The organism is Acinetobacter sp. AHP123, from assembly GCF_023757925.1.
Lineage (GTDB): Bacteria > Pseudomonadota > Gammaproteobacteria > Pseudomonadales > Moraxellaceae > Acinetobacter > Acinetobacter oleivorans.
In genome coordinates this window covers 2,607,937-2,627,582 of record NZ_CP092454.1, presented here as the reverse complement: position 1 = coordinate 2,627,582, position 19,646 = coordinate 2,607,937, and the positions used below count along the sequence as shown (strand labels likewise).

Annotated in this window: 23 protein-coding genes; 10 read left to right on the top strand and 13 right to left on the bottom strand. The window is 35.8% G+C overall.

The window, feature by feature from the left end:
* Window positions 1-32: 32 nt before the first annotated feature.
* On the top strand, window positions 33-755 hold the full coding sequence (locus MJX77_RS12490; protein WP_004791586.1) for a glutamine amidotransferase: 723 nt from the start codon (window positions 33-35) through the stop codon (window positions 753-755).
* A 146-nt stretch (window positions 756-901) separates the two neighbouring features.
* Window positions 902-1,015: a hypothetical protein gene (locus tag MJX77_RS12485; RefSeq protein ID WP_227556118.1), complete on the top strand. Its 114-nt coding sequence runs from the start codon at window positions 902-904 to the stop codon at window positions 1,013-1,015.
* A gap of 114 nt (window positions 1,016-1,129) precedes the next feature.
* Here the strand turns inward: MJX77_RS12485 and MJX77_RS12480 are convergent, their stop codons facing one another.
* Window positions 1,130-2,857, bottom strand: coding sequence for a glutamine--tRNA ligase/YqeY domain fusion protein (locus MJX77_RS12480; RefSeq protein ID WP_252059232.1), 1,728 nt, complete (start codon window positions 2,855-2,857; stop codon window positions 1,130-1,132).
* A 168-nt stretch (window positions 2,858-3,025) separates the two neighbouring features.
* Here MJX77_RS12480 and MJX77_RS12475 point away from each other — a divergent pair, with 168 nt between their 5' ends.
* Window positions 3,026-3,535 carry a peptidylprolyl isomerase gene (locus tag MJX77_RS12475; RefSeq protein ID WP_004791583.1) on the top strand — a complete coding sequence of 170 codons (510 nt, stop codon included), beginning with the start codon at window positions 3,026-3,028 and terminating at the stop codon, window positions 3,533-3,535.
* A 15-nt stretch (window positions 3,536-3,550) separates the two neighbouring features.
* Complete coding sequence (locus tag MJX77_RS12470) at window positions 3,551-4,270, top strand: UDP-2,3-diacylglucosamine diphosphatase (RefSeq protein ID WP_252059231.1); 720 nt, start codon at window positions 3,551-3,553, stop codon at window positions 4,268-4,270.
* A gap of 7 nt (window positions 4,271-4,277) precedes the next feature.
* Here the strand turns inward: MJX77_RS12470 and MJX77_RS12465 are convergent, their stop codons facing one another.
* Window positions 4,278-4,508, bottom strand: coding sequence for a hypothetical protein (locus MJX77_RS12465; protein ID WP_252059230.1), 231 nt, complete (start codon window positions 4,506-4,508; stop codon window positions 4,278-4,280).
* Between the two features lie 139 nt (window positions 4,509-4,647).
* Between MJX77_RS12465 and nfsB the strand changes: the two genes are divergently transcribed.
* Window positions 4,648-5,301, top strand: a complete 654-nt coding sequence (gene nfsB, locus MJX77_RS12460) for an oxygen-insensitive NAD(P)H nitroreductase (RefSeq protein ID WP_151823362.1) — start codon at window positions 4,648-4,650, stop codon at window positions 5,299-5,301.
* Between the two features lie 35 nt (window positions 5,302-5,336).
* Here the strand turns inward: nfsB and MJX77_RS12455 are convergent, their stop codons facing one another.
* From MJX77_RS12455 to tsaE, 5 genes are all read right to left on the bottom strand, one after another.
* Window positions 5,337-6,197, bottom strand: a complete 861-nt coding sequence (locus tag MJX77_RS12455; protein WP_252059229.1) for an EamA family transporter — start codon at window positions 6,195-6,197, stop codon at window positions 5,337-5,339.
* A gap of 141 nt (window positions 6,198-6,338) precedes the next feature.
* Window positions 6,339-6,860 (bottom strand): RNA chaperone Hfq, encoded by a 522-nt coding sequence (gene hfq, locus MJX77_RS12450; RefSeq protein ID WP_005306601.1) that lies wholly within the window; start codon window positions 6,858-6,860, stop codon window positions 6,339-6,341.
* Window positions 6,861-6,954: 94 nt separating this feature from the next.
* Window positions 6,955-7,899 carry a tRNA (adenosine(37)-N6)-dimethylallyltransferase MiaA gene (gene miaA / locus MJX77_RS12445; RefSeq protein ID WP_252059228.1) on the bottom strand — a complete coding sequence of 315 codons (945 nt, stop codon included), beginning with the start codon at window positions 7,897-7,899 and terminating at the stop codon, window positions 6,955-6,957.
* A gap of 6 nt (window positions 7,900-7,905) precedes the next feature.
* On the bottom strand, window positions 7,906-9,855 hold the full coding sequence (gene mutL / locus MJX77_RS12440; protein WP_252059227.1) for a DNA mismatch repair endonuclease MutL: 1,950 nt from the start codon (window positions 9,853-9,855) through the stop codon (window positions 7,906-7,908).
* Window positions 9,848-10,321 carry a tRNA (adenosine(37)-N6)-threonylcarbamoyltransferase complex ATPase subunit type 1 TsaE gene (tsaE, locus tag MJX77_RS12435; protein ID WP_252059226.1) on the bottom strand — a complete coding sequence of 158 codons (474 nt, stop codon included), beginning with the start codon at window positions 10,319-10,321 and terminating at the stop codon, window positions 9,848-9,850. The genes mutL and tsaE overlap by 8 nt, the downstream gene beginning before the upstream one ends.
* 120 nt (window positions 10,322-10,441) lie before the next feature.
* On the opposite strand from tsaE, the gene MJX77_RS12430 reads away from it, so the two are divergent.
* The 3 genes from MJX77_RS12430 (at window position 10,442) to MJX77_RS12420 (ending at window position 12,312) form a co-directional block, all read left to right on the top strand.
* Entirely contained in the window at window positions 10,442-11,350 is a 909-nt protein-coding gene (locus MJX77_RS12430) for a pseudouridine synthase (protein WP_252059225.1), read from the top strand.
* 111 nt (window positions 11,351-11,461) lie between these two features.
* The gene (locus MJX77_RS12425; protein WP_174745849.1) at window positions 11,462-11,770 is read left to right on the top strand and encodes a type II toxin-antitoxin system RelB/DinJ family antitoxin; all 309 of its coding nucleotides are present in this window, start codon (window positions 11,462-11,464) and stop codon (window positions 11,768-11,770) included.
* 98 nt (window positions 11,771-11,868) lie between these two features.
* A complete protein-coding gene (locus tag MJX77_RS12420) occupies window positions 11,869-12,312 on the top strand; it encodes a GNAT family N-acetyltransferase (protein WP_002122286.1) in 444 nt (147 codons plus the stop codon).
* Here MJX77_RS12420 and MJX77_RS12415 read toward each other — a convergent pair.
* Window positions 12,305-13,009 (bottom strand): pseudouridine synthase, encoded by a 705-nt coding sequence (locus MJX77_RS12415; protein ID WP_252059224.1) that lies wholly within the window; start codon window positions 13,007-13,009, stop codon window positions 12,305-12,307. The genes MJX77_RS12420 and MJX77_RS12415 overlap by 8 nt on opposite strands.
* 101 nt (window positions 13,010-13,110) lie before the next feature.
* Complete coding sequence (locus tag MJX77_RS12410; RefSeq protein ID WP_004791556.1) at window positions 13,111-13,329, bottom strand: hypothetical protein; 219 nt, start codon at window positions 13,327-13,329, stop codon at window positions 13,111-13,113.
* A gap of 251 nt (window positions 13,330-13,580) precedes the next feature.
* Here MJX77_RS12410 and MJX77_RS12405 point away from each other — a divergent pair, with 251 nt between their 5' ends.
* Window positions 13,581-14,033 carry a DUF441 domain-containing protein gene (locus tag MJX77_RS12405; RefSeq protein ID WP_004791554.1) on the top strand — a complete coding sequence of 151 codons (453 nt, stop codon included), beginning with the start codon at window positions 13,581-13,583 and terminating at the stop codon, window positions 14,031-14,033.
* Between the two features lie 61 nt (window positions 14,034-14,094).
* On the opposite strand, the gene MJX77_RS12400 is transcribed toward MJX77_RS12405, so the two are convergent.
* Both MJX77_RS12400 and MJX77_RS12395 read right to left on the bottom strand, forming a co-directional pair.
* Window positions 14,095-15,015 carry a LysR family transcriptional regulator gene (locus tag MJX77_RS12400; protein ID WP_002122195.1) on the bottom strand — a complete coding sequence of 307 codons (921 nt, stop codon included), beginning with the start codon at window positions 15,013-15,015 and terminating at the stop codon, window positions 14,095-14,097.
* Window positions 15,016-15,303: 288 nt separating this feature from the next.
* Window positions 15,304-16,101: a DUF4198 domain-containing protein gene (locus MJX77_RS12395; protein WP_252059223.1), complete on the bottom strand. Its 798-nt coding sequence runs from the start codon at window positions 16,099-16,101 to the stop codon at window positions 15,304-15,306.
* 242 nt (window positions 16,102-16,343) lie between these two features.
* Here MJX77_RS12395 and MJX77_RS12390 point away from each other — a divergent pair, with 242 nt between their 5' ends.
* Complete coding sequence (locus MJX77_RS12390; protein WP_252059222.1) at window positions 16,344-17,537, top strand: MFS transporter; 1,194 nt, start codon at window positions 16,344-16,346, stop codon at window positions 17,535-17,537.
* Window positions 17,538-17,569: 32 nt separating this feature from the next.
* On the opposite strand, the gene MJX77_RS12385 is transcribed toward MJX77_RS12390, so the two are convergent.
* The gene (locus MJX77_RS12385) at window positions 17,570-18,553 is read right to left on the bottom strand and encodes an ion transporter (RefSeq protein WP_049836989.1); all 984 of its coding nucleotides are present in this window, start codon (window positions 18,551-18,553) and stop codon (window positions 17,570-17,572) included.
* Window positions 18,554-18,672: 119 nt separating this feature from the next.
* On the bottom strand, window positions 18,673-19,107 hold the full coding sequence (locus MJX77_RS12380; RefSeq protein ID WP_252059221.1) for a hypothetical protein: 435 nt from the start codon (window positions 19,105-19,107) through the stop codon (window positions 18,673-18,675).
* Window positions 19,108-19,646 lie beyond the last annotated feature (539 nt).

Below are 19,646 nucleotides of genomic sequence, written 5' to 3'. Positions count from 1 at the left end.
CTCCACCTATTGATCTTCTATGAATCATTTGTATGAGCACAACAAACGCCTTCCCAAAAACTATTTATGCCATTCAGCATCTTGCTTTCGAAGACTTAGGTTCATTAGAAGATGTCTTTTATCAACTCGGATTTCGCGTCCGTTATTTTGAAGCAGGTGTTGATGATTTAACCCCTGCTTTTTCACATGAAGGTTTAACTATTATTTTAGGCGGTCCAATCGGAGTCTATGAAACTGACGATTATCCATTCTTAAAAGATGAAATCGCTTTACTCAAACAACGTTTAGCAGCTGACAAGCCTACACTTGGTATTTGCCTAGGTGCACAGCTTATTGCTCATGCACTTGGTGCAAAAGTATATGCAGGACATCAAAAAGAAATTGGTTGGGGTCCACTCAGCTTAAGCTTACGCGCTAATCAAGTTTTATCTGGTTTGCTTAACAATGTTCATGTTCTACATTGGCATGGCGACACTTTCGATCTTCCTGAAAATGCGGTGCTATTAGCAAGTTCCGATGTTTATACCAATCAGGCATTTGAAGTCGGTAATAATATTCTTGCCTTGCAGTTCCACATTGAAACGACTGAAGAACATTTTGAAAAATGGCTCATTGGTCATACATGTGAACTTCGCCATGCAAATATTTCAATTCCAAAACTTCGTGAAGAAAATCAGCAATATGCTCAAAATCTCGAACATGCTGCTTTTGATGTTATTCAAAAATTTCTTAAACGAATTGGATATAGTGGTTAATCACTTTTTTATTACTACAAATAAGTTTAAATGCTTTTTTATTAACCAAAAGATAGCGTAATAACCTATCTTTTGGAACATTTTATATTAAATTAAATGTACTGCTTCACCATTCTTTTCTTCACAAATATAAATAGTTAATCATTATGGAAATCCTGAAATTTATTAAAAGCTTTAATACGGTGAATACCTATTTATCGCTAGCGTCTATTCTCCTTATCATCATTGTCCTTTATTTCTACGTGGTTAATCCGGCTTAGTTTATTTGCCAACGCACCATAAAGCATAATATATGTAAGAAAATAGATATAAAAAAGCCCAACTGAGTTGGGCTTTTTTATATCTGCTATTTGCTCAAAAGCATTTTACTCGTCTTATTTTTTCTCAGGCTTAAAGCTATCTTTTAAATCGAGAATACGGTTAAACACTGGTTTTTCAGGTGAATGATCATGTTGATCAGCCACAAAATAACCTTCGCGTTCAAATTGGAAACGATCTTCTGGACTCGCTTGTGCCAAAGCAGGTTCAATTACAGCTTCTAACACTTGTAATGAATCCGGATTTAAGTTCGCCAAGAAGTCATCACCTGTTTCAGGATCTGCTTCTGTAAATAAACGATCATAAATACGTACTTCAGCAGGAATACCTTTTGTTGCAGATACCCAGTGAATTACGCCTTTCACTTTACGGCCTTCAGGGTTTTTACCTAAGGTTTCAGGGTCAATTGAACATTTAAGCTCAATGACTTCACCATTAGCATCCTTAATAACTTCATCACATTTAATGACATAAGCATGGCGTAAACGCACTTCACCATCAGGAACTAAACGCTTGAAGCCTTTTGGTGGTACTTCTTCAAAGTCTTTACGGTCAATATAGATTTCCTTGGTTAAAGGAATCACACGGTCACCCATATCCACGTTTGGATGGCGAGCATGTGTAAGATCCATATCTTCTGGTAAATTAGTTAAAGTCACTTTAAGTGGACTTAAAACAGCCATTCCACGCGCAGCTGTATTCTCCAAAGATTGACGAATACAGAACTCAAGCATTGCAACATCAACAATACCGTCAGTTTTTGACACACCTACACGCTTACAAAACTCACGTAAGCCTTCTGGTGTGAAACCACGACGACGCATACCCACTACAGTCGGCATACGCGGGTCATCCCAACCATTCACATGACCACCTTCCACCAATTTACGTAATTTACGTTTTGATGTAATGGTGTAGTCCACATTTAAGCGTGAAGATTCATATTGGTGTGGAACCGCTTGAGATTTTACCTTTTCTACAATCCAGTCATAAAAGGGACGGTGATCTTGGAACTCTAATGTACAAAGTGAATGAGTAATCCCCTCGATCGCATCAGACAATGGATGAGCATAGTCATACATTGGATAGATTTTCCATTTATCACCTGTTTGGTGATGTTCTGAATGCAATACACGATATAAAATTGGATCACGCATGTGTACGTTTGGACTTGCCATATCAATTTTGGCACGTAAAACCGCTTCACCCTCTTTAAATTCGCCACTTCGCATTTTTTCAAAACGCGCAAGGTTCTCTTCAACAGATGCATCACGGTATGGTGAGTTTTTACCCGGTTCAACAAAACTACCGCGGTTTAACTTAATTTCTTCTGGAGATTGTAAATCAACATAGGCATCGCCTTGCTCAATGAGTTGAACAGCCCATGCATATAATTGATCAAAATAACCCGATGCATAGCGTGGTTCACCGTTCCAGTTAAAACCAAGCCATTTCACATCATTAGCAATACCGTCAACATACTCTTGTTCTTCAGCATCAGGGTTTGTATCGTCAAAACGTAAATTACATAACCCATCAAATTCTTCAGCCACACCAAAGTTTAGGCAAATTGCTTTTACATGACCAATATGTAAATAGCCATTTGGTTCTGGTGGAAAACGCGTTACGATCTGCTTTGCACGCCCAGCAGCCAAGTCTTCAGTAATGACTTGGCGAACGAAATCTAAGCCAGCCTGTTGTTCTTGCTGCACAGAATCGACAGAGGCATGAGTATTCGGTGTCGGGTTATTTGGCAGGCTCGAGACAACATCATTAGGCTTCATAGTGTATCAATCACTTCTTTGTAGATAAAATTTCGAAAAATTTAAACGCTATCTTCATTTTTCACAAAGATTTTAACGTTTTTTACTTGCCTTGTAGTTTACAGTTTGCTTATGCTTCTCTCAACCAAAAACCCATGGTCATAAGCCCATGTTTAGGAGATTAATGTAATGAGTTTTCCTCAAGTCGAATTAAACACCAATAAAGGTCGTATTGTTCTTGAACTGAATGCTGAAAAAGCACCTAAAACAGTAGCAAACTTTTTAGAATATGTACGTGACGGTTTTTATGACGGCGTTATTTTCCACCGCGTCATTGATGGTTTCATGATCCAAGGTGGCGGTATGGATGAAAACTTCAAAGAAAAAGCGACACGCGATTCAATTGAAAACGAAGCTGATAACGGTTTAAGCAACGACGAAGGTACGATTGCAATGGCGCGTACTCAAGCTCCTCACTCAGCGTCTGCTCAATTCTTCATCAATGTAAAAAATAACTCTTTCTTGAACCATACTTCTAAAACTGCTCAAGGTTGGGGTTATGCTGTATTTGGTAAAGTTGTTGAAGGTTTAGATGTTGTTGAAGCGATCAAAGGTGTTCGCACTGGCAACCGCGGTTATCACGCTGACGTTCCTTTAGAAAATGTAGTAATCGAATCTGCTAAAATTATTTCTGAATAATTTTAGGATAAAGCTGTGACTTATCTGTTTATCTCAGATTTACATTTGTCACCTGAACACCCTCGACTCGTTCGAGGGTTTTTAGACTTATTGGTGCATTACCAACATAAAAATACTCAACTCTACATCTTAGGCGACTGGTTTAATGCCTGGATTGGAGATGACTATTCAGCACCATGGCTTGATGAAATTGTTGAGGCCTTAAAAAACTTTAACCAAAAAGGGAATCGGGTTTACTTTCAAGTCGGTAATCGTGATTTTGCGCTTAATCAGGTTTTCCTCAATAAATTTAATGGCGTATTACTCCCTGACATTTATTCCCTCAATATCGCAGGACATCAATATCGTCTAGAACACGGCGATGCATTATGTACAGATGATATTTCTTATCAAAGATTTAAAAAGATTATTCGAAATCCGCTCTTAGTTGCTCTTTTACGCCGGACTCCTCTCAGTTTTCGCACTAAACTAGTGAATGGCTTTCGCAAAAGAAGTTCTGCTGATAAACAGCAAAAAAGCTATGAAATTATGGATGTAAATGAACAAGCTGTTAATTCTGCTTTAGAAAATGTAGATATACTGATTCATGGACACACTCACCGCCCTTCAATTCATCAGGTACAAGCTAAACAACGAATTGTTCTTGGCGATTGGCGTGAAGATCAGGCTTATATTTTGGAAATTGATCCATCCTCAAATACGCAACAGCTCGAATTGATTGTCTGGAATTATTAACTAGAAATTAGTCACTTTTTATTTCAACCTTCAATTCTTTAATTTTTTTATTTAAATCAGAATCGTAAATCACACACATGCTGGCAATAAATATAAATTTCCAGTTTATATGACCATATTTTTGATATTCGATGTATAAAATTAAAAGACACAATACAAATGCAAAAATTAGAAAGGCTTTAACAATTCTAATTTCTCGTAACTTACTCTTTGCATCTGTTGGCAGTAAATTAATCATTTTCAATAAATTACTAAACTTTTATATAAACATTATATTTCTTTATCAAATTACATAGAAAATGTTTTTGAATAAAATAGCGTATGATGGCAAAGATTAAATTCTCTCAATTGCCATAAGATTGATATGGAGCACACCTATGGACCTATTGAATTCTGTTAAAAGTCGCTATACAACAAAAGCGTATGATTCTGAAAAGAAAATTCCTCAAGAAAAATTTAATAAATTATTAGAAATTTTACGTTTTACCCCTTCTTCAGTAAATATTCAGCCTTGGCATTTCGTAGTTGCAGATAATCAGGCAGCTAAAGAACGAATTGCAAAAGCTTTAACAGGTAAATATGCCTACAATGCTCCAAAAGTACTCGAGTCATCACACACACTTATCTTTTGCACAAGAACAGATATTTCAGCTGAATACTTAAATCAATTGCTTGAACAAGATGATTTGAGCGGTCGTTTTAAAGATGAAAAAGCAAAGCTCGGCCAAAAAGATACTCGCCATGGCTATGTTGAATTCTATCGAAATGAGCAGAAAAATTTATTTGGGTGGATGGAAAATCAAACATTCATCGCTTTAGGGCAACTACTTTTTGCTGCGGGTTTAGAAGGAATTGATGCTACGCCAATGGGCGGCTTTGATGAAGATATTTTAAATACTGAGCTTGGGTTAACTGAAAAAGGCCTGCGTAGTTCAGTCATTGTTTCTCTAGGTTATCGCAGTGAAAATGATTTCAATGCCAAACTTCCTAAATCGCGCCTACCAGATGAAGTTATTTTTACCTATTTATAAAATGAAAATAGTTCAAGAGTTTCAACTCTCTTGAACTATAAACTCATTGCCCTAGCTAAACAAATTACACCACTGATCCCCAATAAAATACCCAAAGTGGTAGGCCATTTTAATTTTTCTTTATATAAAATAACGCCACTTGCAATTCCTAATAACACAACGAGAATATTCATACTCGCAAAAACAATTGCAGGTGAATCCTTTAAAAGGATATGAGCTTTCACATATAAAGCAATATTTGAAAAATTAAGCACACCTAATACTAATCCAGCTATAGCACTTTTAAGCTGCCATTTTTGGGTTTTCTGCACCAATAAATATGAAATTGATAATATAAAAGATGTAATAAAAATAAGATTCAACGTGAGTGTAAATTGAAGACCTAAACTACTCGTATATTTTAAGAGAATGTCTACCGCGGCATATCCACACCAAACACTTAATAGAGCAACAATTGCTTTTCGAGATTGATGATTCGAAGAAGTATTCATTTGTCCAAATAAGACGAGTAAGACTGCAAAAGCTCCTAGACCTATTCCCCACAGCTTTAATGCATTAAATTGCTCATTAAAAATGAAATAAGCTGCGAGTAAAGAAAGTACCACGGAAAGTCGTTGTGCAACCTCAGTTTTAACAATTCCTGCATATTCTAATGATTTAGCTAAACATAGAAAAATACTGGGTAAAATCATTCCTAATGCAACAATTAACCACCAAGGCGTCTTTTCTATTGAAATATGTTGAATATCCGGCTGAAACCACCAAAAGCAAAGAAGACTTGCACTCGCATAATTCCATGCAATCATTTGTAGCGGCTGGTAACCTTTTTTCTTTAAGTTTTTTAATAAGATGGACACCAAAACACTGCTTAATGCAGCAGCTAATATTAATAGCATCGATTAAAACTCTATTTATTTAGATATATCAGCCGTAATGATCAAATTACGACTGCTGTTGAATTAAATATTTTAAATTAATTTATAAATAAACATAAAAAAAGCCAGTCATTATCTGACTGGCTTCTTTTTAGATTTCAATTAACGATTATTTTCGTCTTCTTGACCATCTTCAAATTTAGTATCGTTGTCAAAACCACCTTGATGACCACCGAAACCGCCTTGACCACCGAAACCGCCTTGACCGCCGAAGCCACCTTGACCGCCGAAGCCGCCGCCTTGACCACCGAAGCCGCCTTGACCGCCGAAGCCGCCTTGACTACCACCAAAGCCACCGCCTTGACCGCCACCAAAGCCACCGCCTTGACCGCCACCAAAGCCACCAGTAGGTTGACCACCGAAGCCGCCTTGTGCGCCACCTTGTGCTGGGAAGCCTGTACCTTGCGCGCCTGCTGGGCGTGGGTTACGTGCTGGAACAACAGTTGAAATAGCGTGTTTGTAAACCATTTGACTTACTGTATTTTTTAATAAAACAACATATTGGTCAAAAGATTCAATATGACCCTGTAATTTAATACCGTTCACAAGGAAAATAGAAACAGGGATACGTTCTTTACGGAGAGAATTTAAGAACGGATCTTGTAAAGTTTGACCTTTAGACATTTTTAACTCCAAAAAAAAATTTTTAAATCAGCGCAAAAAAACTATCTTTATTTTTCAACTAAAAATTATAAAAAGACAGTGTGCAAATTTTGCTTTATCCATAAGAGTTTCGCAAGTCTTCTTTCGCCTGCTTTATCGTCAAGTAAGTTTTAAAATCGTGTATTTCTTGCAAAGAACGTAACCACGTATATTGACGTTTGGCAAGTTGTCGTGTTGCAAATAAAGCTTTATCCTCCATTTCACGTTTACTTTTGAGACTTAAGTCACTTTTTAATAGAAATTCTAGTGCTTGTCGATAACCCACTGAACGCATTGAGGGTAAATTTTCATCTAAATCGTATTTTTCAATTAGAGCTTCAACTTCACTCAAAAAACCGATATCCCACATTTTGCTTAATCTTTGCTCAATGCGTTGATGTAATTCTACCCGATCTGGAAGTAAAGCATAATTATGAAATATGTATCGATATGGTACGTTTTTTGGTTGTTCTGCCTGCAATTTAGTAATTGGTTCACCCGTAATCTTATAAACTTCTAATGCTCGAATAATCCTTTGCTTATCAGTCACATTAAATTTTATAGCGGCAGCAGGATCTACAGAAACCAATTCATCATAAACGGCCTGCCACCCTTCATTTAAACCTTTTTGTTCAATTGCTGCACGAACTTGAGCATCAGCACTCGGTAAATTACCAGATAACCCTTCTAATAATGCCTTAAAGTACAACATGGTGCCTCCTACCAAAATAGGAGTCTTACCACGTGAATGCATATCATCAATTAACTTACATGCATCTTCAACAAACTGAGCAGCTGAATAAACTTCAAGAGGCGTAATAATATCAATCAGATGATGAGGATAGAGCGCTTGCTCTTCACGCGTTGGTTTAGCCGTGCCGATATCCATATCTTTATAGACGAGTGCAGAATCAACAGAAATTAGCTCAAAATTTCCACGCTCGTATAATTCACATGCCAAAGCGGTTTTTCCGCTCGCAGTTGGTCCCATTAAATTGATGACGGGCAATTGATTTGACATGTAAAACTACTCTCCTCGAGCAAATAATTTATCTAATTGAGATAATGGAAATGCACGCCAAGTTGGCCGCCCATGGTTACATTGGCTCGCAAATTCAGTTTGTTCCATTTGACGAAGTAAAGCATTCATTTCTGAAAGGCTGAGTTGTCGATGTGCACGCACTGCCCCATGACATGCCATTCCAGCTAATAATTCGTCTCTTTTTTGAAGTAACCCTTGGGCTTCATCATTTGGATCTAAATCATTTAAAAGCTCTGGAATAAGATTTTCAAAGTCAGCTTTTTGTAATATGGCAGGCACACCACGAACAATAACTTGCTCATCGCCATATAAATCAATTTCCAAACCTAAGCGCTCAAGTTGAGGTTTTAACTCCTCTACCCTAACAGCCTGCATACGGCTAATAGAAATGACTTTAGGTATAAGTAACTGCTGAGATGTCCAAAATTCAGGTTTATCCCAAGCATTTTTCATTTGTTGTAATAAAATACGCTCATGTGCCGCATGCATATCAACAATAATTAGCCCTTCGGTATTCTGCGCTAGAATATAAATTCCATGAAGTTGAGCAATTGCGATACCTAAAGGAAATTCATCAACTTTAGTTACTGGTTCTATATTTTCATTTAATGAAAAAGTAGCAGGTTGGTCACGTAGAGGCGCTAAGTATGTCTTTAACGCATTATTTAATTGAGCAGAACCATTATATTTTGGTGTTTGATCTGCATAGTGAACAGCTTGCGGACGACTAGCGTTAAAATCGGTTAATAACTCTGTTTGTGCGTGCTGAGTCTGTGGCTCACTATCTGCATTTAAAGTTTCATTTGCTCTGTGCAATGAAAATTGTTCTTGATATTTCGGCTGCGGCTGTACTGAATAATCTGATTGTTCATCTACTTTCATCGCTTGAGCTAAATCAGCACTCGCTGTCTGAAATTGCGATAGAGTTTCTTTTGCATAATGCCTTACAAACTCGTGCACTTCTCTTTGATTTAAAAAGCGAATTTCATGTTTTGTAGGATGAACATTAACATCAATATTTTCAGGATCGACTTCTAAGAAAAGTAGATAAGATGAATGTTGATGACCATGTAAAATACCGTCATATGCCATGCGTAGCGCATGCGAAATTGTTTTATCTTTGACAATACGCCCATTTACATAGACATATTGCATATCAGCCTGCGCACGTGCATCAGAAGGATGGCCTAGCCAACCCGATAAACGCATGCTAATACTTTCAGCATCCATCCAATATGCATTTTGTACGAATTGCGAACCTAATAATTGCTGTACCCGCTGAAAACGCAGCTCGCCGCTATCCGCTATAGGTAGATTAATTCTAATATTATCATTATGCTCAAGCACAAAACGTATATCGAAATGTGTTAGAGCTAGACGGCGAACAATCTCTTCAATATGCCCAAATTCAGTGGTTGGTTTTTTTAAGAATTTACGGCGTGCAGGAACATTAAAAAATAAGTCCTGAACACGGATATGGGTCCCCTTTTGAGCAGCAACAGCTTGTACTTCTTGATGATCAAATGCTGTGCCGTTTACTTCAACCTGATGGCCAATACCACTTTCATCTTGACTACTCGTCAATGTCAATCTTGAAACAGCAGCAATCGAAGCAAGTGCCTCCCCGCGAAATCCTAAACTTACAATAGCGTGTAAATCTTCTGCCGTTTTAATTTTACTTGTGGCATGACGCATAACCGCTAATGCTAAATCTTCAGAATGAATACCATGCCCATTATCAATAATTTCTATTAGGGTCGAACCACCTTGAGCAATACGTACAATGAGTTCAGTTGCACCGGCATCGATAGAGTTTTCTAATAATTCTTTAACAACAGATGAAGGACGCTCAATCACCTCACCAGCAGCAATCTGGTTGGCTAACGCTGCGTCTAATGTATGGATACGACGTTGTGTTAGCTTTTCATCAGTCATGAAGCTGTTCCTGCAAAGTCTGATACAAATGTTCTGTAGGTAAAGTTAGGGTTACTAAACGGCTCAACTCATCATCTGACTTTTGAATATCAATGATGATATCTGCCTCTGGAATTTCATCGCCACCTTTTGATGGCCATTCAAATAAAAATAATGCGTCTGCGATATCTAAATAATCACGGATTCCCATTAATTCAAGTTCGTACGGATCATTCAAACGATATAAGTCAAAATGAAAAATTTCTTTATCATTAATTTTATATGGCTCAACGAGTGTATAAGTTGGACTTTTAACAGAGCCTTTGTGGCCCAAAGCCTGTAAGAAATAGCGCGTAAGTGTGGTTTTACCCGCACCTAGATCCCCAATTAAATAAATTACACCCGGCTGAACATGCTGCGCCAAAGCTTGAGCTAAACGCTCAGTATCTTCTTCATGATTTAAGACCAATTTCAATGAATACGACATAGCACACATAACATGATTCGAAATAATCGATATGATAACATTGCCCTGCCTTAAAAGCCTACTTAAGCCCTAGAAGTTGGCTTTTTTTATATCAATTTTCTTACATATTTACACTTTTTTATGTCTAGTCCGAACGATTTTTTGCCACCTATGATTGATGGTGTAAGCGCAAGCCAAGTCTATCTTCCTGCACAAACAAATACTCAAACTATTTATGAGTATCTATGCCAACATTTCCAACATATTAAAGTGCAAGAGTGGCAACAACGATTTCAAGATGGACTTATTTATGGTGCAAATGGACAAAAACTAACATTAGACAGTCCATACCAAAGTAATACCCATATTTTTTATTATCGATTTCTGGCTTATGAACCACATGTTCCATTTGAACATCGGATTTTATTTGAGAATGATGATTTACTGGTGGTCGATAAACCCCATTTTTTAACAATTAGCCCGACTGGACAATATGTTCAAGAAACACTTTTAGTCCGTCTTAAAAAACAAACAGGCAATGAATTTTTAACCCCTATTCATCGTCTAGATCGTGAAACTGCTGGTGTTGTTCTATTTTGCAAACGGGTTGAGTCGCGTGGTATTTACCAACAATTATTTGCAGAGCGCCAAGTCAATAAAATTTATCACGCTGTTGCACCTTATAGACAAGATTTAAATTTCCCTCAGACATTACATTTGCATTTAGATAAAGGTCATCCTTTTTACACCATGCGGGTTATAGAAAATGCAAAAACAAATACCGAGACCTATATTGAACTCATCGAGCATAACCAGATTTGGGCAAAATATCGCTTAACACCGACAACGGGCAAACAGCACCAACTTCGCGTGCATCTTAATTACTTAGAAATTCCGATTAAAAATGATCCATTTTATCCAGTAGTTCAACACAAGGCTGAAGATGATTTCTCGGAACCATTACAGCTGCTAGCTAAGCACATTTCATTTATAGATCCCCTCACAAAAGAGGGAATGTCTTTTAATTCTGAGTTTGAATTGACATTGTAATGTAACCGTAATGACAAAAAGATTATTTTTTATGCCAAAAAGCATTGAAATTACATTGCGATGGTTTAAAATAAATTCCTAAAAATTAAAAATCATTTGGTTTTGTTATTCATGCGAAAAACAGAAGTTTATCAGGTTCGACTTGACTCCCAAGAAAAAAAGCAGGCTTTTGCTGTTTTTAAACAACTGGGAATTACCCCTGCCCAAGCAGTACGACTTTTTTTTAAACAGGTCGTATTAACTAAATCTATTCCTTTTGCTATCGAAAATCAGAATATTAATATGGAACAATTATTAAAACTGAGAAAAGCAAAAGCATCTTCATTAAACCAAAATCCATCAACTTTAGCTGAAGATGATGACCATGAAGATTTATTTGAAGAACTTAATGCACTTCTTGGTGAAAGCGACAAAACTTAACACTGTTGCATTTATAAACAAGTTTTAACGTCAAAAAGCTGTTTTTTTCGTTATGCTCTCTTTGTAAAAACATAATGATAAGTTACAAGGAGTGCCAAATGATCGTTAGACGAGCGACTTTTGAAGATTTAGAGCAACTCGCCGTTTTATTTGATGAATACCGCCAATTTTATGGGGCCTCTTCTAATTTTAATGAATCACTTCACTTCCTTAAACAACGTTTTGAGAATAGAGAGAGTGTGTTTTTCATTCATATTAAAGACGATAAAATCACGGGTTTTATTTTACTCTATTTAGGTTTTTCTTCAGTTGCTTGTTCAACTTACTATATTTTAGATGATGTATATGTTACGCCCGTTTTCCGCCGTCAAGGTTCTGCTAAACAGCTAATCGATACAGCAATCTTATTTGCAAAACAAGAAAATGCTTTGCGGATTAGTTTGGAAACTCAAAGTAACAACCATGAATCTCATCGTTTATATGAACAAATGGGATTTATTCGAGATAGCGAGTTCCAAACCTTCCATTGTTTTCTCAAATGATATTTTGAGCGCGTTGTTTTTGTTGTTCAGATAAATAAACCCACTCACCATCTTCAAGTTCAGGTAAAACCAATTGCCCTACTTGATGGCGATGTAATGCTTCTACCTTATTTCCTACAGCTGCAATCATTCTTTTTACTTGATGATAAACACCTTGATGAATCGTCATGGTTAATTGATGCGTTTCTAATATCTCCACATCTGTTGCAGCAAAAACACCTTTTTCTTGATGCAAACTCACACCTTGGCTCAGCATTTCAATTTGCTCAGGTGTAACTGGATCTACAGTCGTAACATGATAAACCTTGGGCACATGTTTACGAGGATGAGTTAAAGCTTGAAGATATTTACCATCATCAGTAAGTAAAAGTAAGCCGGTTGTATCTTGATCTAAACGACCAATGGCTTGCACACCACGTTGAATCAGGATTTCTGGTAAAAGGCTAAATACGCTTTGATGATGATGAGGCTGGTGTGAACACTCAAAACCTTTTGGTTTTTTTAGAGCAAGGTAAACTTTTTCTCGATATTGATAAGTTTCTCCAAAGAGAGAAAACTCTAAATTTTCTGGAGAGAATTGCTTCTTAAGATCATCTGCAACCTCTCCATCAATACTTACAGATCCGTTTTTTATTAACTGCTGACAATATTTACGTGAACCAAACCCTTGTGATTGTAAAATTTTTTCCAGCAGCATGAAGTTTTCTCATTAGAACTAAGCTGTTATTTTAACGTAGTTTCCACTTTTTACTAAACGCTACGAGCAGCTCTTTACATTTACTTCATTCAACTCACACTTTATTCTTCAACTACTCGATAAATATTTTCATTCTGTTCACTTTCAAATAATAATTCGGTAGTAGGCAGAATAATTTCATTATCAACAATAATATGTTCAATACGTTGGCTCAGCTTTAACGATTCATTCTCATGTTCAACTAAATTTTTCTTTAGTTGCGCTTTTGCATCATGAATCTGGTCAAACTGATCTTTGATTTTGATATCTATAATGTCCATAAATCTATCCTGTACTCATGAGTAATGACTATTTTTATATCATAATTTTAAAAAACTAAAATTTTTAACTTGTTAATTTATATAACATTGTTTCCAAGCGTAACCAGAAATTAAAACTCTTTAGGATTGAGAGATATAGAATCATTTATTCTTAAAAATAAGATTTGAAATCGGCTATATCTTTTAAAGCGTTCACATTACTGGTCTTAAATATTATACAATTCCATTTATTTACTTCCTCCGCACTCCCCATGCTTGCCCAATTTGATGTTAATTTAGTTGTTCTACTCGTTCTGTTGATCTGCGGCTTATTAAGTCAAAATGCAGCTGTAACGATTGCAGCCGGTGTGCTCATTGTCGTTAAAATTACGCCATTAAATGAGTTTTTCCCCTATATTCAAGCTCACGGTCTTAATTTAGGAATTCTTATTTTAACGATTGGTGTACTTACTCCAATTGCCAGTGGGAAGCTCAGTGGGGAGAGTATTTTAAAGTCATTTGTTAGTTTTAAATCACTTTTGGCTATTGCAATTGGCTTATTAGTCGCTTGGTTGGGTGGTCGTGGAGTAAAACTAATGTCAAGCCAACCTGATGTGGTTGCAGGCTTACTGATTGGTACGGTTGCTGGTGTTGCTTTACTTCGTGGTGTACCAGTCGGCCCTCTGATTGCAGCAGGCTTACTCTCTTTATTTATTGGTAAATAAGAAGTCGATATAAAAAGGTGCAATTAAGCACCTTTTTAACACTTAGGCTAAATTTTTATTTTTAGCCAGAATAATAGGCATTTCGTTTTAAAGAGAACTTTTCTAACTGCTTTAAAAATCCTTCAAAATAACTTTTCTCTTTTTCTTCAGTTCGATAACCCGCATATAAAGTTCGTCTCAAGCCTGTAGGAGAAACACAATCTAAACGGCGGCTTGTAACCCAACCTTTTTGTTCATATTCATTTACCACCCAATCAGGTAAAGCAGCAATACCTCGTCCACTTGCAACAAGCTGAATAAGCATTTGAGTTAAATCAGTTGTTCGTATTTGCTTAGGCTGAATATTCGCAGGAATAAAAAGTTTCGACATAATATCTAAACGGTGCTTATCAACCGGATAAGTAATTAAAACTTCTTCGGCCAACTCTTGCACTGTAATATTTTCAGCCCGTACCAAAGGATGCGTATTTGATAAGACTAAACGTGATTCGTATTCAAAAATCGGAAAATACTCAATTCCTTTTAAAGCAATTGGGTCAGCTGTAATCAGTAAATCAAATTCTGCATTTTGTAAGAGTTCATGCGGATTGGCTTCAAAACCTGAAGCGAAGTCTAAATCTACATCTGGGTATTGCTGACGATACTGATTTAATAAAGGCATTAACCAGTCAAAACAACTATGGCATTCCGATGAAAAAATAATTCTGCCTGTCTGTCCATGCACAATACGCGTGATATCACTGTGGGTAATCTGAATTTGTGGCAAAACATCGTCTGCTAACTTTAATAAGCGCTGTCCAACATTAGAAAAACTAACAGGTCTGCTTCGGCGATTAACAACTTCTACCCCATACCAATGATCTAATTCTTTTAATTGATGAGAAATGGCAGATGGTGTTAAACAAAGGTCATTTGCTGCCGAAACTAATGAACCATGCTCGCGTAAAGCAACGAGAGTTTTAAGGTGGCGTATTTCTAACATGAGCACAAGCCTACAAAAAGAGATTGATCTATAAATGCAAAAAGCTCATGTTTGCTTTTCCATAAAATTTTCGACAAATCTTCATTGATGAATTTCATTCACTTTAACACAAAGATAGTTAGTTTGTCTCAACATGAATTTTATTTCACTATTTTTACATGGGATGAATGTAGGTATCTTCAAAAATAAAGGAAAATTAAAACGATCTTATAAAAATTTTAAAAGTGGTTAAAAAGCATAAGACAAAAATAGACCTTTATTAGGTCTATTTTTATAAAAAACTAAAAACTACTGTGCTAATACATTTAAACTAATAATCGTATAACTCTGATCTTTAGGTTTTAATTTCAAATTTAGAGGAGCTTTTACTTCTACTAAGTACTCTCCAGCTTTTGGAAAGCTAAGCTCGACCTGACCATTCTTTTCTGCCTTAAACTGCTGCACTTGTTTGTCAGTCGCACCCTTTCCTCTTACATTAACTTCAGCATAAGCTAAAGGCTGGCCCTTTTCAGTTATAGCTAATTTAACTGGTTGAGCAGCTTTAATCTGGTTTGGATGCACAGAGAAACTAACTTTAATCGGTGTATTAGGAAGCTGAATATCTGAAATTTTTCCCTTAGAAAGATAACTCTGCAATATCCACTCACGTGTTACTTGTTCTGTTTTAATTGTTTTTGTTTTAAGGTCAGTCGGAATCAAATATTCACGTTCTGCTTTCGATGGAGCTTTATCACCTGGCATATCAACAAATAGATGCCATTCTTTTTGGTCATATACATATTTTAAAGGATAACTCGCCTGAGTTTGAACAATGTATGTGCCTTCTTCAGGTAGATCTACATCAAAAACAGTTACAGACTTATGTACAGCTTCTGAGTTGACGGTTTTAAGCTCATTTTTAGGTGTAATTACAGTAAGCTTGACATCCTTTAAAGGATATTCACTATTTAATGCTTCTTCAGCATAACCAGCAATTACAGGTACTTGAGTCTGTTCAGTTTTATAAGCTACAGGTGCTACATAAGGTTCGTGAGCAAAGCCAGTTGTACATATCAATGCAAGTGACGTCATTAGAAATCTATTCATTATTACAAAATCCTGTTGTATGCAAAGTTGAAAAATCAGACAAAATATAAGCGAATACAGTATACACAAATAAAAATAATTCTTATTATCATTCGTTATTTTTTATTATTTATGGATCAAAACGTGAAGGCTTAAATTTAACTCATTTAAATACGTAATCATTTTCTCATTAATTTAGTTTTTTATTATTTTGTTCTCTTTTCCCTTATACTTCTCTTTTTTGTGTCTTCCCTTAACTTATTATGGCGTCCCCGCAATCCCCTCTTTCTACACATCAACACTATTCTCTCTTTTTAGCAATTTTCTCACTCGCTGTAGGTGGTTTTTGTATTGGAACTACCGAATTCGTCGCAATGGGACTGATTCAGGAAATTGCAAATAATTTAAATATTACAGTACCTGAAGCTGGCCATTTTATTAGTGCCTATGCATTGGGTGTAGTTATTGGCGCTCCTATCATTGCTATTCTCGGAGCCAAAGTACCTAGAAAAACTTTATTACTAGGCTTGATGCTTTTTTATGGTATTGCTAATGCGTGTACTGCTTTAGCTCATACACCTGAAACTGTCTTAATCTCACGTTTCATTGCAGGTTTACCACACGGAGCATATTTTGGAGTGGGTGCCTTAGTTGCAGCAGAACTAGCGGGTCCATCAAGAAGAGCTTCTGCGGTTGCCCAAATGATGATGGGTCTTACAGTGGCAACTGTAATTGGTGTTCCTCTCGCAACGTGGTTAGGTCAAAATTTTGGCTGGAGAGCAGGTTTTGAATTTTCAGCAACAATTGCATTCGTCACTTTAATTGCTGTTGGCTTCTTTGTACCCAATATTCCAGTCCAAGCTACTGCGAGTATAAAAACAGAATTAGCTGGCCTTAAAAATATCAACATGTGGTTAACACTAGCGGTAGGTGCTATCGGTTTTGGAGGCATGTTTTCTGTTTATAGTTATGTCTCACCAATTTTGACTGAATATACTAAAGTTAATATCCAAATTGTCCCTATCGCTTTAGCTATCTGGGGTATCGGTATGGTTATTGGTGGCTTAGCAGCAGGATGGCTTGCAGATAAAAACCTAAACAAAACGATTGTAGGTGTATTAATTAGTTCAGCTATCGCTTTTGTTGTTGCCAGTTTCTTAATGAGTAATATCTATAGTGCTATTGCTTCATTATTTTTGATTGGTCTCACTGTAATGGGATTAGGCGGAGCTTTGCAAACCCGCCTAATGGATGTTGCAGGCGATGCCCAAACATTAGCAGCCTCACTTAACCACTCTGCCTTTAATATGGCTAATGCATTAGGTGCATTTTTAGGTGGATGGGTACTCAGCCACCAAATGGGTTGGATCGCGCCAATCTGGGTAGGTTTTGTTTTGAGTCTCGGTGGTCTTATCATTTTACTTATTGCATTTGCTGTTGAAAAAGCCAGTAAGTAAATTTAATCAAAGAAAATGCTAACTTATTATTTCTAATCAGTTAGCTTTCCACCACAGTGTGGGCAATAACATTTTTTCTCTCTAACAGATTCTTCTTGCTCTAATACTTTTTCTCGCATAATTTGAACAATCAGGTTATGCGCCTGCTCTTTGGGTAGACCTACTTTTTGACGGATTCGTTCTATTTCAACTTCATCATGTAAAATATCAATGCCTCGTACTTGAAGTAATTCACGAAATTCTTGCTCTAGTCTTTGATTACGCTGGTTAAGTTCATTTGCAAGCCCCGATGCCAAAATACCGGCTGGTAAAGCCGCAATACCAACACCCAAAATTGTAATGAGTGCCCCCAATAACTTTCCTAAACTTGTCACTGGTGTTACATCGCCATAACCCACTGTGGTTAAAGTCACTACAGCCCACCACATAGATTTAGGTATTGAACTAAAAGCTTCTGGCTGAGCCTTGTTTTCAACCACATAAATTCCAGAAGCAGTCATAATAATCATAATGATTAAAATAAAGATAACTGCCTGAAAAGAACCTTTCTCCCGCTTGATCACGCATAACAATATCTGTAGTGAGATAAAATAACGCGTTAATTTTAATAAGCGTAGTAAACGTAAGATTCTGAGCATACGAAGATCAATTCGTACAAAGAAATTGAGATAGGCAGGTAAAATTGCCATCAAATCAATAATTGCTTCTCCGCTTTTCATCCAGTTCAAGCGAATTTTCCATGCAGATTGTGTCGTATCTCGATCTGCAACACTCCACAATCTTAATAAATATTCAATACTAAAAATTGCAATTGAAATAACTTCAAAATAGTCAAACCAAACACGATAGCTTGTATACAAATCATTTACTGTTTCTAATAAAACGGCAGCAACATTACCAACAATTAAAACAACTAAAAAATAATTAATACATCTACTTACGGTAGTTTCATAGTCATGATTATGAAGATTATTATAGAAAAACTTACGCAATCCCTTCAACGCTGAATTTTGCATATTGATCTGACCATTTGATATTGAAGATATAGTAAGCTCTCGCTGCCTATTCACCAATACGGTCTTTAATAAATTTTCCTTAACACGCTTCGGTAATTAAAATTTTATATTTTTCTACTTCAGCTCGCCGCTACACATCGGAATTCATTTTCTTTCCACCACATCACATCATAGATTCCCGGATGTGATTTTAAGATAATATTTATATAATTTTGAAGCACCATAATATGATGGGTAATATCAATTTTTCGAAATAAAAACTTTCTTAAAATTGGTGTATTCGGTGAAATAAAAATTGCGAATCCATTTCTATATTCTTCATAGACACTTATTCCAAGATACATTGTTATTTCAGGCAATGGAATTTCAATTTGCCATCCCCAATTTTCACTATATAGTTCTACATTTAAATGATATCTATTTCTCAATATACTAAAAATATATTGCGCGATGTCTTCAGTTTTTTGAACTAAAACCCCTCCTTCGCTGGAGTGTATTTTTTGTTCATATAGTTGATAATCATCAAATTTAAATTCAACTATTGTCTTTAGCATTCTCAAATTCCCTATATAAAATACCCATATTTTTTTTAATTATTTTTAAGTTCGTTTAATTATTTTAAAACAAAAAACCAGTTAATTACTACTACTATATTCAATTTTATATATATCAAATTTTAAAATGATATATTTGACGTTTTTAAATAAACTCATGACTCATTTCACACTTTCAATAAAATTAACAACTCAAAAAGACCGATTTTTATCCAAAATTATATCTAAGTTATTTTATTTAATAATTTTTTACATCAGTTATATCTTAATCTAGATATATAATTTATTTTTTGATCTTTAATATTTTCTAAAAATTAGTATTAGAATATATTAATTTAATTAGATATCTTTATAGCTTTTTTTAAAATTAACCATACTAAGTACTATTTATTAGACTGATATCTAAACAGAGAATTTATCATTCTGACATCCATTTCAGAATTAAAATTTCAGAAAAACTTAACAATTTATGTTTAAATTAAGAAATATTTAACTTAAAAGAATGACGTTTTTCATAGAAATGAAAGTTAGTACATATC

Excerpts from the sequence above, each read along its gene's own strand:
- MJX77_RS12490 (WP_004791586.1), top strand. The coding sequence starts at position 33 with ATGAGCACAACAAACGCCTTCCCAAAAACTATTTATGCCATTCAGCAT.
- MJX77_RS12485 (WP_227556118.1), top strand. The coding sequence starts at position 902 with ATGGAAATCCTGAAATTTATTAAAAGCTTTAATACGGTGAATACCTAT.
- MJX77_RS12480 (WP_252059232.1), bottom strand. The coding sequence starts at position 2,857 with ATGAAGCCTAATGATGTTGTCTCGAGCCTGCCAAATAACCCGACACCG.
- MJX77_RS12475 (WP_004791583.1), top strand. The coding sequence starts at position 3,026 with ATGAGTTTTCCTCAAGTCGAATTAAACACCAATAAAGGTCGTATTGTT.
- MJX77_RS12465 (WP_252059230.1), bottom strand. The coding sequence starts at position 4,508 with ATGATTAATTTACTGCCAACAGATGCAAAGAGTAAGTTACGAGAAATT.
- nfsB (WP_151823362.1), top strand. The coding sequence starts at position 4,648 with ATGGACCTATTGAATTCTGTTAAAAGTCGCTATACAACAAAAGCGTAT.
- MJX77_RS12455 (WP_252059229.1), bottom strand. The coding sequence starts at position 6,197 with ATGCTATTAATATTAGCTGCTGCATTAAGCAGTGTTTTGGTGTCCATC.
- hfq (WP_005306601.1), bottom strand. The coding sequence starts at position 6,860 with ATGTCTAAAGGTCAAACTTTACAAGATCCGTTCTTAAATTCTCTCCGT.
- miaA (WP_252059228.1), bottom strand. The coding sequence starts at position 7,899 with ATGTCAAATCAATTGCCCGTCATCAATTTAATGGGACCAACTGCGAGC.
- mutL (WP_252059227.1), bottom strand. The coding sequence starts at position 9,855 with ATGACTGATGAAAAGCTAACACAACGTCGTATCCATACATTAGACGCA.
- tsaE (WP_252059226.1), bottom strand. The coding sequence starts at position 10,321 with ATGTCGTATTCATTGAAATTGGTCTTAAATCATGAAGAAGATACTGAG.
- MJX77_RS12430 (WP_252059225.1), top strand. The coding sequence starts at position 10,442 with ATGTCTAGTCCGAACGATTTTTTGCCACCTATGATTGATGGTGTAAGC.
- MJX77_RS12425 (WP_174745849.1), top strand. The coding sequence starts at position 11,462 with ATGCGAAAAACAGAAGTTTATCAGGTTCGACTTGACTCCCAAGAAAAA.
- MJX77_RS12420 (WP_002122286.1), top strand. The coding sequence starts at position 11,869 with ATGATCGTTAGACGAGCGACTTTTGAAGATTTAGAGCAACTCGCCGTT.
- MJX77_RS12415 (WP_252059224.1), bottom strand. The coding sequence starts at position 13,009 with ATGCTGCTGGAAAAAATTTTACAATCACAAGGGTTTGGTTCACGTAAA.
- MJX77_RS12410 (WP_004791556.1), bottom strand. The coding sequence starts at position 13,329 with ATGGACATTATAGATATCAAAATCAAAGATCAGTTTGACCAGATTCAT.
- MJX77_RS12405 (WP_004791554.1), top strand. The coding sequence starts at position 13,581 with ATGCTTGCCCAATTTGATGTTAATTTAGTTGTTCTACTCGTTCTGTTG.
- MJX77_RS12400 (WP_002122195.1), bottom strand. The coding sequence starts at position 15,015 with ATGTTAGAAATACGCCACCTTAAAACTCTCGTTGCTTTACGCGAGCAT.
- MJX77_RS12395 (WP_252059223.1), bottom strand. The coding sequence starts at position 16,101 with ATGAATAGATTTCTAATGACGTCACTTGCATTGATATGTACAACTGGC.
- MJX77_RS12390 (WP_252059222.1), top strand. The coding sequence starts at position 16,344 with ATGGCGTCCCCGCAATCCCCTCTTTCTACACATCAACACTATTCTCTC.
- MJX77_RS12385 (WP_049836989.1), bottom strand. The coding sequence starts at position 18,553 with ATGCAAAATTCAGCGTTGAAGGGATTGCGTAAGTTTTTCTATAATAAT.
- MJX77_RS12380 (WP_252059221.1), bottom strand. The coding sequence starts at position 19,107 with ATGCTAAAGACAATAGTTGAATTTAAATTTGATGATTATCAACTATAT.